At 63.4% G+C, this 15,737-nt stretch carries 17 protein-coding genes; 10 read left to right on the plus strand and 7 right to left on the minus strand.

Annotated elements, in window-relative coordinates; translation table 11 throughout:
• Nucleotides 1-100: 100 nt before the first annotated feature.
• A complete protein-coding gene (gene truA / locus VCK47_RS08940) occupies nucleotides 101-874 on the minus strand; it encodes a tRNA pseudouridine(38-40) synthase TruA (RefSeq protein WP_322890745.1) in 774 nt (257 codons plus the stop codon).
• Between the two features lie 95 nt (nucleotides 875-969).
• On the opposite strand from truA, the gene VCK47_RS08945 reads away from it, so the two are divergent.
• Together VCK47_RS08945 and VCK47_RS08950 are read left to right on the plus strand one after the other, a co-directional pair.
• Nucleotides 970-2,382 carry a YcjX family protein gene (locus tag VCK47_RS08945; protein ID WP_322890746.1) on the plus strand — a complete coding sequence of 471 codons (1,413 nt, stop codon included), beginning with the start codon at nucleotides 970-972 and terminating at the stop codon, nucleotides 2,380-2,382.
• Nucleotides 2,379-3,359: a TIGR01620 family protein gene (locus tag VCK47_RS08950; protein ID WP_322890747.1), complete on the plus strand. Its 981-nt coding sequence runs from the start codon at nucleotides 2,379-2,381 to the stop codon at nucleotides 3,357-3,359. Before VCK47_RS08945 ends, VCK47_RS08950 begins: the two co-directional genes overlap by 4 nt.
• Here the strand turns inward: VCK47_RS08950 and VCK47_RS08955 are convergent.
• From VCK47_RS08955 to VCK47_RS08965, 3 genes are all read right to left on the minus strand, one after another.
• Nucleotides 3,356-4,333, minus strand: a complete 978-nt coding sequence (locus tag VCK47_RS08955; RefSeq protein ID WP_322890748.1) for a DUF2125 domain-containing protein — start codon at nucleotides 4,331-4,333, stop codon at nucleotides 3,356-3,358. The genes VCK47_RS08950 and VCK47_RS08955 overlap by 4 nt on opposite strands.
• A gap of 61 nt (nucleotides 4,334-4,394) precedes the next feature.
• A complete protein-coding gene (locus VCK47_RS08960; protein ID WP_322890749.1) occupies nucleotides 4,395-5,738 on the minus strand; it encodes a HAMP domain-containing sensor histidine kinase in 1,344 nt (447 codons plus the stop codon).
• Nucleotides 5,735-6,397, minus strand: coding sequence for a response regulator transcription factor (locus VCK47_RS08965; RefSeq protein ID WP_322890750.1), 663 nt, complete (start codon nucleotides 6,395-6,397; stop codon nucleotides 5,735-5,737). Before VCK47_RS08965 ends, VCK47_RS08960 begins: the two co-directional genes overlap by 4 nt.
• A 255-nt stretch (nucleotides 6,398-6,652) precedes the next feature.
• Here VCK47_RS08965 and VCK47_RS08970 point away from each other — a divergent pair, with 255 nt between their 5' ends.
• A complete protein-coding gene (locus VCK47_RS08970; RefSeq protein WP_322890751.1) occupies nucleotides 6,653-7,645 on the plus strand; it encodes a TraB/GumN family protein in 993 nt (330 codons plus the stop codon).
• A gap of 2 nt (nucleotides 7,646-7,647) precedes the next feature.
• On the opposite strand, the gene VCK47_RS08975 is transcribed toward VCK47_RS08970, so the two are convergent.
• Nucleotides 7,648-8,343, minus strand: coding sequence for a DUF2161 domain-containing phosphodiesterase (locus VCK47_RS08975; RefSeq protein ID WP_322890752.1), 696 nt, complete (start codon nucleotides 8,341-8,343; stop codon nucleotides 7,648-7,650).
• Nucleotides 8,344-8,436: 93 nt separating this feature from the next.
• On the opposite strand from VCK47_RS08975, the gene VCK47_RS08980 reads away from it, so the two are divergent.
• The 6 genes from VCK47_RS08980 to VCK47_RS09005 all read left to right on the plus strand — a co-directional run bounded on the left by VCK47_RS08980 (nucleotide 8,437) and on the right by VCK47_RS09005 (nucleotide 13,253).
• Complete coding sequence (locus tag VCK47_RS08980) at nucleotides 8,437-9,354, plus strand: manganese-dependent inorganic pyrophosphatase (RefSeq protein ID WP_322890753.1); 918 nt, start codon at nucleotides 8,437-8,439, stop codon at nucleotides 9,352-9,354.
• 9 nt (nucleotides 9,355-9,363) lie between these two features.
• On the plus strand, nucleotides 9,364-10,239 hold the full coding sequence (locus tag VCK47_RS08985; protein WP_322890754.1) for a TIGR01459 family HAD-type hydrolase: 876 nt from the start codon (nucleotides 9,364-9,366) through the stop codon (nucleotides 10,237-10,239).
• 85 nt (nucleotides 10,240-10,324) lie between these two features.
• Nucleotides 10,325-10,768 (plus strand): MaoC family dehydratase, encoded by a 444-nt coding sequence (locus tag VCK47_RS08990; protein ID WP_322890755.1) that lies wholly within the window; start codon nucleotides 10,325-10,327, stop codon nucleotides 10,766-10,768.
• Nucleotides 10,769-10,804: 36 nt separating this feature from the next.
• Nucleotides 10,805-11,746: a bifunctional riboflavin kinase/FAD synthetase gene (locus VCK47_RS08995; RefSeq protein ID WP_322890756.1), complete on the plus strand. Its 942-nt coding sequence runs from the start codon at nucleotides 10,805-10,807 to the stop codon at nucleotides 11,744-11,746.
• Nucleotides 11,736-12,206 carry a YcgN family cysteine cluster protein gene (locus VCK47_RS09000; RefSeq protein WP_322890757.1) on the plus strand — a complete coding sequence of 157 codons (471 nt, stop codon included), beginning with the start codon at nucleotides 11,736-11,738 and terminating at the stop codon, nucleotides 12,204-12,206. The genes VCK47_RS08995 and VCK47_RS09000 overlap by 11 nt, the downstream gene beginning before the upstream one ends.
• Nucleotides 12,207-13,253, plus strand: a complete 1,047-nt coding sequence (locus tag VCK47_RS09005) for a threonine aldolase family protein (protein ID WP_322890758.1) — start codon at nucleotides 12,207-12,209, stop codon at nucleotides 13,251-13,253.
• On the opposite strand, the gene VCK47_RS09010 is transcribed toward VCK47_RS09005, so the two are convergent.
• Nucleotides 13,222-13,983 carry an alpha/beta hydrolase gene (locus VCK47_RS09010; protein WP_322890759.1) on the minus strand — a complete coding sequence of 254 codons (762 nt, stop codon included), beginning with the start codon at nucleotides 13,981-13,983 and terminating at the stop codon, nucleotides 13,222-13,224. The genes VCK47_RS09005 and VCK47_RS09010 overlap by 32 nt on opposite strands.
• The gene (locus VCK47_RS09015; RefSeq protein ID WP_322890760.1) at nucleotides 13,983-14,579 is read right to left on the minus strand and encodes a 2-hydroxychromene-2-carboxylate isomerase; all 597 of its coding nucleotides are present in this window, start codon (nucleotides 14,577-14,579) and stop codon (nucleotides 13,983-13,985) included. The genes VCK47_RS09010 and VCK47_RS09015 overlap by 1 nt, the downstream gene beginning before the upstream one ends.
• 118 nt (nucleotides 14,580-14,697) lie before the next feature.
• Here VCK47_RS09015 and VCK47_RS09020 point away from each other — a divergent pair, with 118 nt between their 5' ends.
• Complete coding sequence (locus VCK47_RS09020) at nucleotides 14,698-15,717, plus strand: ribose-phosphate pyrophosphokinase (protein ID WP_322890761.1); 1,020 nt, start codon at nucleotides 14,698-14,700, stop codon at nucleotides 15,715-15,717.
• Nucleotides 15,718-15,737: the final 20 nt, after the last annotated feature.

A 15,737-nucleotide genomic window follows, 5' to 3' on the forward strand; every position in this document is an offset into this window, starting at 1 on the left:
CAGGCCTTTGGTCGTCGTTGGGTACAGACCTAGCCCAAGAGGCGCGGGTTGACCAATCACATCGGCCAACGCGCGCGCAAGGCTTTGGTTCCGGATGGTCTCAGCGCCGCGTAAACGGGTCGGTCGGATAGCGCACGCCCGCCAGATACAGCCCCTCTGGCGGACAAACCGGCCCGCAGGCGGCGCGGTCGCGCGCAGCCAGTGCGCGGGCGACATCATCGGGTTGCCAAGCGCCCGCGCCCACCCGTTCCAGCGTGCCCACAAAGCTGCGGACCTGATTGTGCAGGAACGACCGCGCGCGCACATGGAACCGGAATTCGGTGCCGACAGCGCGCGGCACGACCTCGATGCGCAATGCGTCCAGCGTTTTGACAGGGCTTTTCGCCTGACAGATCGACGAGCGGAAGGTCGTGAAATCGTGCTGGCCCAAAAGGTGATCCGCCCCCGCCTGCATCGCCTCTGCGTCCAATGCGTGATTGACCCGCCACATCTGCCCCGCCTCGGAAGTCAGCGGCGCGCGGCGCGAGAGCAGGCGGAAAAGATACTGCCGTTCCACCGCGTCGAACCGCGCGTGCCAGTCGTCGGCAACCCGCGCGCAGTCAAGGATCGCGACCGGATCAGGCTTAAGATGGTAGTTCAGCGCCTCGGACAGACGGAACGGGTCCCAGTCGCGCGCAAGATCGCAGTGCGCCACCTGCCCTGTCGCGTGGACCCCCGCATCGGTGCGCCCTGCGGCGGCGATGGTATGGGGGCCGGGTTCGAGTTTGGCCAAAGCCGCCTCGATCGCGCCTTGCACCGACGGCAGGCTGGTCTGCCGCTGCCATCCCGCAAAAGGCGCGCCGTGATATTCGACAAGAAGGGCATAACGCGGCATGAGATCCCGATTAGGCGGGCAGGCGCGCAAAATCAATCCCTACACATCGCAGCACTCTGTGCTTATCTGTCTGGGAACAATGGAAAGGGCCGGTCTTGGGCATCGCCGATATCGCCGATCAGATCACACGACGCGTCGAAGGTGTGACCAGCACGCTGACCGCCCCTTTCACCGACCCCGTGCTCCGGCTGGGTGTGACTGGCCTGTCGCGGGCTGGCAAGACGGTGTTCATCACCTCGCTGGTCGCCAATCTGATGGATCGCGGGCGGATGCCGCAACTGACCGCTGCGGCCAATGGTGCGATCAAGACCGCCTTTCTGCAACCGCAGCCCGACGATACCGTGCCGCGCTTTGCCTATGAAACCCACCTTGCCCGCCTGACCGCGCCTGACCCAAGCTGGCCCGAAGGCACCCGCCAGATCAGCGAATTGCGCCTGTCGCTGCGGGTCCAGCCGGGTGGGTTGCTGTCGGGGCTGTCGGGGCCGCGTGTCGTGCATATCGACATTGTGGATTATCCGGGGGAATGGCTGCTGGACCTTGGTTTGCTTGACCTGACCTATGCGCAATGGTCCAAGGCAGCCCTTGCCCGCGCCAAGGGCAGGCCGGCGGGTGATGCCTATCTGGCGCTGGCCGGACAGACCGATGCGAATGCGGCTTTGTCAGAGCCAGAGGCGACCGCACTTGCCGCCAGCTTTACCGCGCATCTGAACGCCGCGCGCGAGGCGGGGTTTTCCGACTGCACGCCGGGGCGGTTCCTGTTGCCCGGTGATCTCGCCGGATCGCCCGTGCTGACCTTTGCGCCGCTGCCGGGCGACGGGTTCGCGCGCAAATCATTGGGGCGCGAAATGGCGCGGCGGTTCGACAGCTACAAGGCCAATATCGTGCGCCCGTTCTTTCGCGACCATTTCGCCAAGATCGACCGCCAGATCGTGCTGGTCGATGTGTTGGGCGCGATCCATGCGGGGCCCGCCGCGCTGGAGGATTTGCGCCGTGCGATGGCCGCCGTCCTGTCGGCGTTCAAACCTGGGCGCAACGCCTTTCTGACGCGGATCTTCAAAGGGCGGCGGGTGGAAAAGATCCTCTTCGCCGCGACCAAGGCCGACCATCTGCACCATTCGCAGCATCCACAGTTGACCGCAATCACGCAGGCCCTGCTGCGCGATGCGCGCGACCGTGCGGATTTCGCCGGCGCACAGACCGCCGCGATGGCGATTGCCGCCCTGCGCACCACGGTCGAGGATACCGTGGATCATGCGGATGGCCCGCTGGATGTCGTGCGGGGGCGGTTGCTGGACGGCGGCAAGCAGGCGGCGTTCTATCCGGGCAAACTGCCTGACGACCCTGCGCATCTGTTGGCCCCCGCCCGCGAAGGCGCGGACAAGTGGCTTGATGCCGATTACAGCGTGATGAATTTCGCGCCTGCCCGCCTGACCCTGCGCCCCGGTGACGGGCCGCCGCATATCCGGCTCGACAAGGCGGCGCAGTTCCTGCTGGGGGACAGGCTATGACGCGCAGGCCCGTTCTGATCGACCTTGACGGGCAGGATCTTGCCCGCCCCGACACAGCCCCCGCCGTCCCCGACGAGGTGCAGGGCGCCGCAATGCAGCGCCTTGCTGTGGTGGCAAGCCGCCCGCCATCGCCGCTCGCGCGCTGGTTCTGGAGCCTTGCCCTGCTGTTGACAGGTTTTGTCGTGTCGCTGGCGGCGTGGGATTACGTCACCGGCTTGCTGGCGCGCGCGCCTGTGCTGGGCTGGATCGCGACTGTCCTGATAGGCCTGCTGCTGCTGGTGCTGGTCATCATCGGCCTGCGCGAATTGTCGGCGTTCAGTCGCTTGCGCAAGCTTGATGCGCTGCAAATCAGCGCGCGGGATGCGCTGGTCGGCAACGACCTGAAAGGCGCGCGGCAGGTGATCGGCGCGCTGGAACGGCTTTATGCCGGACGCGACGACACCGCTTGGGGCAAGGCGGAACTGGCGCAGCGGCAGGGCGATATGCTGGATGCAGACGCGCTGCTGGGGCTGGCGGAAACCACGGTGCTGCAACCGCTCGACCAGCGCGCCATGCGCGAGGTCGAAGCCGCCGCACGGCAGGTCGCGATGGTCACGGCTTTTGTGCCGCTGGCGCTGGCCGATCTGATCACCGCGCTGACAGCGAACCTGCGGATGATCCGGCGGATCGCGGAAATCTATGGTGGCAGGTCAGGCACATTGGGCAGTTGGCGGCTGACGCGCGGGGTGCTGGCGCATCTGGTGGCAACAGGCGCGCTCGCCGTGGGTGACGACCTGATCGGGACCATCGCAGGGGGCGGTATCCTTGCCAAGGTGTCGCGCCGCTTTGGCGAGGGAGTCGTGAATGGCGCGCTGACCGCCCGCGTCGGCGTTGCGGCGATCGAGGTCTGCCGCCCGCTGCCGTTTCACGCCAGCCCGCGCCCGTCGGTCACAACCTTGGTGCGCCGCGCGCTGACAGGGCTGTTCGGGACCAGTTAACGCAGGCGCGGCGCAGGACCAACGGGGACAAGACCGACCAGCGTGACGCCGTCCTGAAAGGCCACGGGAATCGTCAGCATCCCGTCCGCGTCGGCCATAAAGCCCGCCAGACGGGTGACCGTTTCGGCAATGCCCGCATCAATGACATCGGCGGCGATCAGCAGATCGACCACAGCCTTCCACTGCCGTGTCTGCAGCGTGATCTGCCCCGTGGGGATACCCGCAGCATCAACCGCGATCTCGCCCGCCATTTGCGCCGTGACCGGCCCCCAAGCGATCCGCAGGTCTTCCAGCGCCAGACGGTCCACATCGGGAAACCGGCCTTGCAGGTTACGGTCGAGCGGGCGGGACAGGGTCATCCGCCCGGCACCGCTAAGCGATGCAACCTGCGCGCCAAGCAGCCCTTGCGGGTCGATCCGGTCTCGCAAAACATCGGGCAAAGCGATGTCTTCGGCGACGATCCTTGCGTCATACCGGGCGCCCTGATCACCGACCAGATCAAGGGTCGCATCAAGGCGGCGCAGAGCCAGTTGCCAGCCATCGTCGGACATGACTTCGGTGCGCCCCATCCGCAGGCTACCACTGTCAAAGGACAACCTTGCCGTGGGCCGGACCGACGCCTCGGCCTGCCAGTCCTCGCTTGTCACGCGCAGGGTCTGGCCTGCGAAGCGCAGGGTCTGTTCCTGCGGCAAGGTCACGTTCACCGCCAACGGGCGCAGGCTGTCGGCCTGCACATCCAACCGTGCACCCCGCCACGTCCAATCGGCATGCGCCAGTTCAACATCCGTCACAGCCATCTCGAACCGCGCGGGAAAGCCCGTGGTCGCCACCGATCCATAGCGCAGATCAACGCCGTCGCGCGCGAGTACGCCCGCCGCCCTGTCAGGCCCCGATAGCAACACTTGGGATGCCGCAAACCAATAGCCGCTGAAAAGCAGCACAGCCCAGATCAGGGTCACGACCAGTCGGTACATCGCCACTCCTTTGGCTTTGCGGCGGGCTCACCGCCCCATGCAAGCCCAAAGCGTCTGCATGTCAACCCTGCACAGGGACGCTCGGCAAGCGGAAACGCGCGCGCAACCCGCCCATATCCGCCGATCTGTCCAGCGTCAGCGCACTGCCATAGGCCTGTAGCAAGTCCGCCGTGATCGACAGGCCAAGGCCGGTGCCGGGCTTGGCATTGTCGAGCCGCTGGCCACTGCTCATGGCGCGGGCGATCTGGTCGGGCGGGATGCCCGGGCCGTCATCCTCGACCGTGATGGTCACATCGTCAGATCCGGCCACGGCACTGAGCCTGATCGCGCCGCCTGCCCATTTCAACGCATTGTCCAGCAGGTTGCCCAGCACTTCTTCCAGATCGGTCGGGTCCATCCGGAGCCGCTGACCGGGTGGATAGCTGGCTGTGACGGTCAGTCCCCGCTGTGCGGCCATATCGGTGAAGGCCCGCACCATCCGCCCAAACGACCGGTCCATGTCGGTCACGGCAGGAAGGGCGGCAATCCCGGTCTGCGCACGCATCCGGCCAAAGGCACGCTTGAGCTGCGCATCAAGCCGGTCCAGCGCCGCAATTGCGTCGCCCACCGGCTGTCCCTGCCGCGCCAGCGCGTCCAGCTCGTTGCGCATGATTGCAGCGGGCGTCTTGATCGCATGGCCAAGATCGGCCGCCTGTTTGCGCGATTGCTGCACAATCTCGCGGTTGCGGGTCAGGAGGGTATCGATGTCATAGACCAGGGGTGCTACTTCCTCGGGGTATTTGCCGTGGTCCAGCCCGCCTTCGCTGGTCCAGCGCTGCTGGACATCGCGGCGCAGCTTTTCGATGGGGCGCAAGGCGACGGTGACCTGCAACAAAGCACCCACGACTCCGATGACGACCACAAAGGTAAAGGCGGTTAGCATGATTTCACGCAACTGGGCCTGTTCCTGCTGCAGGCTGCGCATCGAAGTCGCGACCTGCACATGCCAGATACTGCCATCGGCCAGCGTCAAGGTCCGCGACATCCCGCGCACCGGATCACGCAAGGGTCCGGGATAGCTGTCCGTGACGATCTCGCTGGCCAGCATCTGCGGGCGTGGCAGGCTTTGCTGTCCCAGCGATTCCGACCGGAACACCTGCCCGAACTCGTCTTCGACCTGCCAGTAAAGACCCGACATCGGGCGCGTGAAAACAGGATCACCCACGGCCGTCTGAATGGCCTCCGGCGTTTCGGCAACGTTCTCGACAGCGGTGGCAACCTGCGAAAGGCGCGCCAGAAGCAATTCGTCGAACCGCTGCTCTGCGCCTTGATCAATGAAGGATTGCAGCCCCGCAAAGCCCAGCGTGATCGTCACGGCGGCCCAAAGAATGCCGCCGATCACCGCCCTGCCGCGCAGCGACGTCATTCGGGGGATTTGATGACGTAGCCCCGCCCGCGCACGGTGTCGATCAGCCCGTCACCCAATTTCTTGCGCAACCTGTTGATGAAAACGGCAATCGTGTTCGATTCGCGTTCGCCATCGTGCTGGTAGATGTGCTGCGACAGCTCTGTGCGCGACACAAGCCGGCCCGCGTTGTGGAATAGATAGGACAGCACCGCCATTTCCTGCGCGGTCAGGCTGACGCCATGACCTGCGACCATGACCTGATTGGTGCGCGAATCGAACACCACATCGTCACGTTCAAAAAGAGGGTTCGCCTGTTCGGACTTGCGCCGGATCATCGCACGCAGACGGGCGCAGAGTTCCGGCATCTGAAACGGTTTTGTCAGATAGTCGTCGGCCCCCGCATCAAGCCCGTCCACCCGGTCGGTCCAACCGTCACGCGCCGACAGGATCAGGACAGGCGCGCGCATGCCAGCGCCGCGCCAGTTCTTCAAGACAAGCATCCCGTCGCGCCCCGGCAAGCCCATATCAAGCACGACAGTATCGTAAGGCTGCGACAGACCCAGCTTTTCGCCTTCGATCCCGTCAGAGGCGATATCGACAGCGTAGCCTTCGGTCAAAAGGACCGACTTGATCTGCTGGGCCAACACAGGCTCGTCTTCGACTAACAGGATGCGCATGGTCTACTTTGCGGATGTCAAAATGGTTTCTTCTGGGTGGCGCCGGAACGGCCAGTATGCGACGGATGCCCGATCATCCTTGATCGTGCAAGGGCATGCAATGCACAGATTCGGGTTCACGCGGCTAACTTCTGCAGGATCGACGACAGCGGCGCCGGGCGGCGGCATTTTGGGCCGTGAGCCGGTCCTGCGGGTATTGACCCGCACAAGGCGTCTCCTACACTGACCGCTGTGCAACGATGAAGGGATGACGCGATGCTCCGACGTGTTCTTGCTGCCACAGCCTTGCTGCTGACGGCTGGCCATGCAACGGCGCAATGCGTCGGCACCAGCTACTTCGACCTGCTGAGCGATGACCAGCGTGTCCAGCTGGATGCAGCGACCGCCGATATGCCTTATGCCGAAGGTCTGATCTGGGATGCGACCCGCGACGGGCAGGTCATTACCGTGGTCGGCACGATGCATATCTACGACCCAAGGCTGGAGCCGATCTTCGAGATGGTCGCCGATGACGTGATGGCCGCGGATGTCGTCCTGCTTGAAGCAACACCGGACGACCAGCGCGCGCTCGAGGCGATGCTGGTGAACGATCCCGGTATGTTCCTGATCACCGAGGGGCCGACCCTGCCCGACCTACTGGACGCCGAAACATGGGGCGCGTTGTCCAGCGCCGCAAGCGAGCGTGGCGTGCCCGGTTTCATGGCAGCACAGATGCAGCCTTGGTATCTGTCACTGATGCTGGCGATCCCGCCCTGCGCGATGATGGATCTTGCGATGGGGATCGAAGGGCTGGACGGCATGATCAGCGATCTGGCCACCGCGAACGACATCCCGATGCAGGCGCTCGAATCCTTCACCACCCTGTTCGAGATGTTCCAGACCGGCAGCATGGAAGAACAAATCGACATGCTGCGCCTCAGCCTTGTCAGCCCCGATACGCAGCAACAGATGTTCGTCGCCATGCTCGACAGCTATTTCAGCAATGATGTCGGACGGCTGTGGGAAATGTCGCGGATCGCGGTCGCCGATACACCGGGCCTTGACCCCGAAACCGGAGCCGCCCTTTTTGCCGAGATGGAAGACATGCTGCTGATCCAGCGCAACCGTAACTGGATGCCCGTGATTGCGCAGACGATGGCCGAAAATGACACCATCGTCGCGGCCTTCGGGGCGGCGCATCTGATCGGCAATGACGGGGTGTTGCAACTGCTGGAAAACGACGGGTGGGACATCGTCCGCCGTTATTGACCTTACCCGTCCAGTTCATCGCCGTAATCGGCCAGACCCTTGCGCCCTGCGGGTGTCAGGTCGAACACACCGCGCGCCACACGCGTGAACCAGCCATAGTGGTTGTCGGCCATGATCCGCGTGGCCTGCGGCACCTCGGCCCATGTCTTGACCTTTGCCCCCTGTGACGCGCCATGCACCGCCAGAAACCGCGCACAGCGCAAGGCATCCTGCCGGTATCCGGTGACAAGGCCGTGGCGCGTGGCACCGCCTGCATTTGGATCGCCCTGCAAGCGGTCGAAGGCGCGCAACAGGCGCGCGCGCTTGGGCTTCGACGTGCGTGCTGCATAGGGACCGGGGTCGGCCAATACCTCGACGAACCCGTCGCGCAGGCGCACCGTCATCACCCCGAACCCGATCCGCCGCGCAAGTTTGACATTCGCCGCCAGCGCCTTGGCCTGCCCGCCTGCCGGCACCGCGACATAGACCAGATCGGTCAGCGCCAGCCTGTCCACCGCCTGATGGAACAGCCCCAAGGTGAAGCCGCGTTTCAATTCGACGATCAGCAGGTCATCACCGCGCCGTGCGACGATATCGGCGGCCCCCACCTCGCCTTTGACGTCATAGCCGCGCGCCTCAAGATAGGCTTTGACGGGGGGATAAAGATCGGCCTCTCGCGGGGCTGTGGGGGACATGGCGGGCACCTGCACAACTGTCATCAAACGCCCCTATAACAAGGATTGCATGGGGTGACACTGCCTGCCGAGGCTTCTATATACGCCCCAAATCCGCATCCAATGAAAGTCCTGTTCATGACAACGCTCGTTTTCGGCCACAAATCCCCCGACACCGACAGCACCGGATCGCCGCTGATCTGGGAATGGTTCCTCAACCACACCGGCATCCCTGCCAAGGCTGCCCTGCTGGGGTCACCCAACACCGAGGCTGCCTTTGTCGCCAAGCGTTGGGGTTTCGATCTGCCCGAGGTCATCGCCGATGTGGAGGCTGGCCAGAAATGCGTGATCGTAGACACCAACAACCCCGCCGAATTGCCTGCCAGCATCAACGCTGCGGATGTCGTGGCGATCATCGACCATCATAAACTGGTCGGGGGCTTGGAGACCAAAGCCCCGATCAACATCACGATCCGCCCGCTGGCCTGCACCGCGACGATCATGCACCAGATGATGGGCGATCACGCAGGCCACATGCCCGAAGGCATCAAGGGTCTGATGCTGTCCTGCATCCTGTCCGACACGCTTGCCTTCCGGTCGCCCACCACGACACCCGTGGACAAGGAACTGGCCGAGAAACTGGCCGCCGATCTGGGGGTCGACCTGAACGCTTATGCAGATGAGATGTTCGCGGCGAAATCCGATGTGTCCGCCTTTTCCGACGAGGAACTGCTGCGCATGGACAGCAAGGAATACGAGGTGTCGGGCACCAAATTCCGCGTCTCCGTTCTTGAAACCACGTCGCCCCGCGTGCTGCTTGACCGCAAGGAATCGCTGATGGCCGCCATGCCCGGCGTAGCCACAGCCGATGGTGTCGATCAGGTGCTGTTGTTCATCGTCGATATCCTGAACGAAGAAGCCACGATGCTGGTCCCCAACGATCTGACGAAAACACTGGCGGAAAAATCATTCGGCGCGACCGTGGACGGCGATACTGTCGTCCTGCCCGGCATCATGAGCCGCAAACTGCAGATCATTCCTGCCCTGACCCTGTAAAGGCCCGCCATGACCCGGATTATCGAGAGTTTTGCCGCAATCGCGGACCAATACGATATGGCCTTTGTCGATCTCTGGGGATGCATGCACAACGGGATCAGCGCGTTTCCTGACGCCGTCGCAGCGATGCGCGCCTTTCGCGCAGCGGGGCGCAAGGTCGTGCTGGTCACCAATTCGCCGCGCCCGTGGGAATCCGTGGCGCGGCAGATTTCCGAGATGGGCGTGCCCGAAGATGCATGGGACGCCATCGCCACATCGGGCGACAGCGCGCGCGCTGCGATGTTTCGCGGGATCGTCGGGCAAAAGGTCTATTTCATGGGCGAAAGCCCGCGCGACGACGAATTTTTCACGCCCCTGCGGATCATCGACAATCCGGTAACGATTGAAACTGTGCCACTGGATCAGGCCGAAGGCATCGTTTGCTGCGGCCCGTTCGACCCGCTTGCCGATATCGCCGTGAACCGCGCCGATTTCCTCTATGCCAAGACAAAAGGTCTGAAACTGCTCTGCGCCAATCCCGATATCGTCGTGGACCGCGGCGAGGTGCGCGAATGGTGCGCAGGCGCACTGGCCGCGCTCTACACCGAAATGGGCGGCGAGAGCCTGTATTTCGGCAAGCCGCATCCGCCGATCTATGATCTTGCGCGGCGCAGGATGGCCAAACTGGCCGACCTGCCCGAAGACCCGCGCATCATCGCCATCGGGGACGGTGTGCATACCGACATTCTGGGGGCGATGCAGGAAGAGATCGATTCGCTGTTCATCACCGGCGGGCTTGCGGCAGAAGAAACCCGCACGACGACGCAGCCCGAACCCGCGGCTTTAGCGCGTTTTCTGGAAACGGCGCAGACATCCGCCACCTATTCCATCGGTTTCCTGCGCTAGGCCTCTTGATCTTTCTGCATCCGCAAAGTAATAAAGTTTCAATATCTATCTTTTAGATGACTTTTTGTTACTTGAAGGACCGGACATGTTGGACAACGCACCGCGCGGCACGATCTGCATCGAAGACATCGAAATCGGCATGGTCCGGTCGCTGTCCAAGGTCATCACCGACCGTGATATCGAATTGTTCGCCGAGGTGTCGACCGACCGGAACCCTGTCCATTTGGACGAAGACTACGCGCAGGACACCATCTTTGGCGGGCGCATCGCGCATGGGATGCTGACGGCAGGGCTGGTGTCGGCGGTGATCGGGGAACAGCTGCCCGGCCACGGCACGGTCTATCTGGGGCAAAGCCTGAAATTCCTTGCCCCCGTCCGCCCCGGCGATCTGGTCACGGCAGAGGTAGAGGTGACCGATATCGACCATTCCCGCCGCCGCGTGACGATGAACACGCGCTGCATCGTCAACAACAAAAAGGTGCTGACAGGCGATGCCACCGTGCTGGCTCCGTCGCGCAAGTTCGACTGATCTTGCACGCCTTGGCCCGTCGGGATACGCAGCTTTATGCGTATCATCCGCGACAGCGTTTTCATTGATCCTGCCGACCGCGGTGCCGCCGCGGCCATCGGCAATTTCGACGGTGTGCATCTGGGCCACCGCGCGGTGATCGACATTGCGCGCGCTGCGGCAAAAGCAAGCGGTGCGCCCTTGGGGATCATGACATTCGAGCCGCATCCGCGCAGCTATTTTGGCCGCGACACCGGCCCGTTCCGCCTGATGAACGCCGAAGCCCGCGCCAACCGACTGGCAAAACTCGGCATCGAAAAACTGTACGAAGTGCCGTTCAACGCTGCCCTTGCCAGCCTGACGCCCCGCGATTTCGCGCAAAAGATCATCCATGACCAGCTGGGTCTGGTGCATGTCGTCGTCGGTGCCGATTTCTGTTTCGGCAAGGACCGCAAAGGCACGGTCGAGGATCTGCAGGCCTTTGGCGCTGAAATGGGGTTTGGCGTGACGATTGCCCCCTTGGCCGCGATTGATGGCGTCAACATCTCCTCCACCGCGATCCGTGCGGCCTTGACCGATGGCCGCCCGCGCGATGCCGCCGCGATGCTGGGCCATTGGCACCGGATCGAAGGCGCGGTCATCCGTGGTGACCAGCGCGGGCGCGAACTGGGCTATCCCACCGCCAATATGTCGATCAGCGGGCTGCATCCGCCAAAATTCGGGGTCTATGCCGTCAAGGTCGATGTGCTCGAAGGGCCGTTCAAGGGGACATATTCCGGTGCCGCATCCATCGGGGTACGTCCGATGTTCGGAGAAAACGTGCCGAATTGCGAGAGCTTCATCTTTGATTTCAAGGGCGATCTTTATGGCACGCATCTGTCAGTGGCCTTGGTCGATTATCTGCGGCCCGAGTTGAAATTCGACAGTCTTGATGCGCTGATCACCCAGATGGACGCCGATTGCGCCCAAGCGCGGGACATCCTGACCCATGTCCGCTGACATCCCCCGCAGCGGGCTTGCCCCGCGGTTCTGGGCCAAAAAGCCGATGGACAAGCTGAACAAGCAGGAATGGGAAGCGCTCTGCGACGGCTGCGGCAAATGCTGCCTGAACAAGCTCGAGGACGAGGACACGGGCGAGGTTGCTATGACCCGCGTCGCCTGTCGTCTGCTCGACAACGAAAGCTGTCTTTGCGCCAACTACGCGATCCGCCACCAGTTCGTGCCGGAATGTATCGTGCTGACGCCCAAGACCTTGGCCGACAACATGTACTGGCTGCCGCAGACCTGCGCCTATCGCCTTGTGGCCGAAGGGCGCGACCTCTTCGACTGGCATCCGCTGGTGTCGGGCGATCCGCAGTCCGTGCATCGCGCGGGCGTGTCGGTGCAGGGCATGACCATCCCCGAATTCGAGGTCGATGAAGACGACTGGGAAGAGTATATCATCGAGGAGCCGCTATAGATGTTTTTCGCCTCTGACAACGCAGGCCCCGCGCATCCGAAAGTGATGGATGCTTTGGTCAAAGCCAATTCCGGCTACGCCTTGGGCTATGGCGCCGACCCCATCATGGCCGAGGTCCGCCAGCAAATCCGCGACGTGTTCGAAGCCCCCAAGGCGGCGGTCTATCTGGTCATCAACGGCACATCCGCCAATTCGCTGCTGCTGGCGACCATGTGCCAGCCGTGGCAGACGATTTTCTGCACCGATGTCGCCCATATCCACGAAGATGAATGCAACGCGCCCGAATTCTACACGCAGGCCAAGCTGTCGCTGGTGCCTGCCACGGCGGGCAAGATGACGGCGGACGCCCTGCGCGCCAAGATCAAGGGCGAGGAAACGCGCGGCGTCCACGGACCCCAGCGGGGGCCTGTGTCAGTGACACAGGTGACGGAGAAGGGCACCGTTTACAGCTTGGACGAGATCAAGGCGCTGACCGATGTGGCGCACGCATTCGGCCTGCCCACGCATCTGGACGGCGCGCGCTTTGCCAATGCGCTGGTGGCCCTCGGCTGCACCCCTGCCGAGATGACGTGGAAAGCGGGCATCGACGCGGTCAGTTTCGGTGGCACCAAGAACGGCGCATTAGGCGTCGAGGCTTGCGTGATTTTTGACCCCAAGCTGGCATGGGAATTCGAGCTGCGCCGCAAGCGTGGCGGGCATCTGCTGTCAAAGCACCGCTATCTGTCGGCGCAGATGCAGGCCTATCTGGCCGACGGGCTGTGGCTCGACATGGCACGCGCGGCCAATGCGCGGTGTGCGCAACTGGCCGAAGGGCTGCGGCAGCACAACACGGCGCGGATGCTGTTCGACCCCGCCGCCAATATCATCTTTTTCGACATGCCCCGCCGCGACCATCAGCGGATGCTGGCGGCGGGCGCTGTCTATTACGTTATGTCCGGCGACCCCGATCACGGCGACGCGGACGAGATGCTGACCGCCCGACTGGTCACCGACTGGTCGATGACGGCGGATGGCGTCAGCCAGTTCCTCGATCTGCTGCACGGATAAGGGCGGCGACTTCGGCGGTGTGGGTCAAGGGCAGCATATGCCCCGCCCCCGCGACCACGTGATCTGTCGCATCAGGCACCCGCTGCGCCAGCGCGGCATGGATCGCCCCGATGACAGGCGGGCTGTCGGCACCCCGGATCAGGGTGACGGGGATCGCGACCTTGGCGAGGACCTGCGCCGACGTGATCCCTGCCGGATCATCCTCGATCGCGCTGCTGCTGGCGGTGACAAGGTGGATGCGGTCCATCAGATACCCTTGCGTGCGCGGCGGCAGCCTGTCCCATGGCTGCGCACCCCACAGCGCGTTGAAATGGCGGGCAGCGTCGGAATGGTCATCTTGCGCCATCGCATCCAGAAACGGGCGGAACCCTGCTGCGTGATCGGCATGTTCGGGCGTGCTGCGGGCGGCAGCGAAATAGACAGGTTCGATCAGGGTCAGGCGGTTGACCAGATCGGGCCGTTCCACGGCCAGCCGCAAAGCCACAGTCGCGCCGAACGAATGCCCGACCAGATGCGCAGGCTCGTCACAACAGGCAGCCGCCCAAGCCACCGCCTGCGCCTGATAATCCCGGCTGCCGTCCCAATCGGGGCTGCGCCCGTGGCCCGGCAGATCGAACAGCGTGGCCTGCCCGCCGATAGCCCCCGCCAGCGGCAGCAGGCTTTCATGCCGCGCCAGCATGCAATGGACCATGACGACAGGCGCGCCATGGCCGACAGTCACCTTGTGCATCAAATCTTGCCGGACAGGTGCAGATCCAGATCGGTCAGGCGATCCTCGCCCCAGAAACGGGCGTCGGTATCGGTGATGAAGAACGGCGCACCAAAGGCCCCCGCCAGCACGGCATGTTCAAGATTTTGCGCATAGGTATCGGCGCTGGTCATCATGTCGCGGTCCACAAGCGCGGGGTCGAACCCTTCCGCCTTCAGGCAATCGCGGATCACGTCGTCCTGGCTGATGTCGCGGTCCTCGGCCCAGCAGGCGCGGGTGATCGCATGGACCAGCCCGCCGACATCGGCGCCCGTCGCCTGTGCGGCGATGATCGCAAAAGAGGATGGCGCAGGATTCGTCGGCCAAAAGGCGGGTTTCACGTTCAGCGGCAGCCCCGCCACCTTGGCGCGGCGTTCAAGGTCTTGCAGTCGATACGCCTGACGATTCGGATGCCGGTCCTTGGGCGGCACACCGCCCGTGCGGCCGAACAACCCCATGATATCGAGCGGCTTGTACGTGATCGTTGCGCCGTGTTTGCGGGCAATCTCGGCCGGACGCAGGCCGCACAGGTAGGTGTAGGGCGACATGGTCGCAAAGTAGAGGTCGATATGCGGCATTTTGGCTATCCTTGGCTCGGCGGAATCTATGCGCGACGGTACGCCTGTGCTAGTCGGTGTCAACGCTACGAATCTGTGACCGTCGCGTCTTGTCCCCAGCTGCCAAAGGACCCTTCCCATGCCGATGATAATGGAACCCAAGTTAATCAGTGGGAATGCGAACCTGCCGTTGGCCACGGCCATCGCGCGCCGCATGACAATGCACCGTGGCCGCGAGGTCAGCCTTGTCGATGCCCGCGTCGAGCGGTTCAACGACGGCGAGATTTTCGTCGAAGTGTTCGAGAACGTCCGCGGCGAGGATATGTTCATCATCCAGCCGACCTCGAACCCCGCCAATGACAACCTGATGGAATTGCTGATCATCGCCGATGCGCTGCGCCGGTCGTCGGCGGCACGGATCACCGCCGTGATCCCCTATTTCGGCTATGCCCGCCAAGACCGCCGGTCCAAGGCGCGCACGCCGATTACCGCGAAACTGGTGGCCAATATGCTGGTCGAAGCTGGCATCGAACGTATCCTGACCCTGGATTTGCACGCCACGCAGATTCAGGGTTTTTTCGATATTCCGGTCGATAACCTCTATGCCTCGCCGATTTATGCGCTGGATGCCAAACACCATTTCCGCGACGTGATGGATGACGTGATGGTCGTGTCGCCCGATGTGGGCGGCGTCGCGCGCGCGCGCGATCTGGCGCAGCGGATCAATGCGCCTTTGTCCATCGTGGACAAGCGGCGCGGCAAACCGGGTGAAGTCGCCGAAATGACCGTGATCGGCGAAGTGAAGGACAAAGTTTGCGTCATCGTCGACGACATCGTCGATACGGCCGGAACGCTGTGCAAGGCCGCCGAGGTCCTGATGGAGAATGGCGCGCGCGAGGTGCATTCCTATATCACGCATGGCGTCCTGTCGGGGCCTGCCGTGGACCGGATTTCCAAATCCGTGATGAAAACGCTGGTGATTACCGATACGATCGCGCCCACCGCCGCCGCGCGCGCCTGTGCGAATATCCGCATCGTGCCGACCGCGCCGATGTTCGCCCAAGCGATCCTGAACACCGCCAACGGCACTTCGGTGTCGTCACTGTTCGACCACAAGACGCTGGGTCCGATCTATGAAGGGCTATATGCAGCGGAATAAACACCGCTGAAATGCAAAAG

The organism is Yoonia sp. 72 (genome assembly GCF_034652275.1).
GTDB lineage: Bacteria > Pseudomonadota > Alphaproteobacteria > Rhodobacterales > Rhodobacteraceae > Yoonia.

Bases quoted from the DNA above. Each gene is read 5' to 3' on its own strand.
- VCK47_RS09015 (WP_322890760.1), bottom strand. From the start codon at position 14,579: ATGCCGCATATCGACCTCTACTTTGCGACCATGTCGCCCTACACCTAC.
- VCK47_RS08950 (WP_322890747.1), top strand. From the start codon at position 2,379: ATGACGCGCAGGCCCGTTCTGATCGACCTTGACGGGCAGGATCTTGCC.
- VCK47_RS08990 (WP_322890755.1), top strand. From the start codon at position 10,325: ATGTTGGACAACGCACCGCGCGGCACGATCTGCATCGAAGACATCGAA.
- VCK47_RS08980 (WP_322890753.1), top strand. From the start codon at position 8,437: ATGACAACGCTCGTTTTCGGCCACAAATCCCCCGACACCGACAGCACC.
- VCK47_RS08985 (WP_322890754.1), top strand. From the start codon at position 9,364: ATGACCCGGATTATCGAGAGTTTTGCCGCAATCGCGGACCAATACGAT.
- VCK47_RS08995 (WP_322890756.1), top strand. From the start codon at position 10,805: ATGCGTATCATCCGCGACAGCGTTTTCATTGATCCTGCCGACCGCGGT.
- VCK47_RS09000 (WP_322890757.1), top strand. From the start codon at position 11,736: ATGTCCGCTGACATCCCCCGCAGCGGGCTTGCCCCGCGGTTCTGGGCC.
- VCK47_RS09020 (WP_322890761.1), top strand. From the start codon at position 14,698: ATGCCGATGATAATGGAACCCAAGTTAATCAGTGGGAATGCGAACCTG.
- truA (WP_322890745.1), bottom strand. From the start codon at position 874: ATGCCGCGTTATGCCCTTCTTGTCGAATATCACGGCGCGCCTTTTGCG.
- VCK47_RS08955 (WP_322890748.1), bottom strand. From the start codon at position 4,333: ATGTACCGACTGGTCGTGACCCTGATCTGGGCTGTGCTGCTTTTCAGC.
- VCK47_RS08965 (WP_322890750.1), bottom strand. From the start codon at position 6,397: ATGCGCATCCTGTTAGTCGAAGACGAGCCTGTGTTGGCCCAGCAGATC.
- VCK47_RS08975 (WP_322890752.1), bottom strand. From the start codon at position 8,343: ATGACAGTTGTGCAGGTGCCCGCCATGTCCCCCACAGCCCCGCGAGAG.
- VCK47_RS09005 (WP_322890758.1), top strand. From the start codon at position 12,207: ATGTTTTTCGCCTCTGACAACGCAGGCCCCGCGCATCCGAAAGTGATG.
- VCK47_RS09010 (WP_322890759.1), bottom strand. From the start codon at position 13,983: ATGCACAAGGTGACTGTCGGCCATGGCGCGCCTGTCGTCATGGTCCAT.
- VCK47_RS08970 (WP_322890751.1), top strand. From the start codon at position 6,653: ATGCTCCGACGTGTTCTTGCTGCCACAGCCTTGCTGCTGACGGCTGGC.
- VCK47_RS08960 (WP_322890749.1), bottom strand. From the start codon at position 5,738: ATGACGTCGCTGCGCGGCAGGGCGGTGATCGGCGGCATTCTTTGGGCC.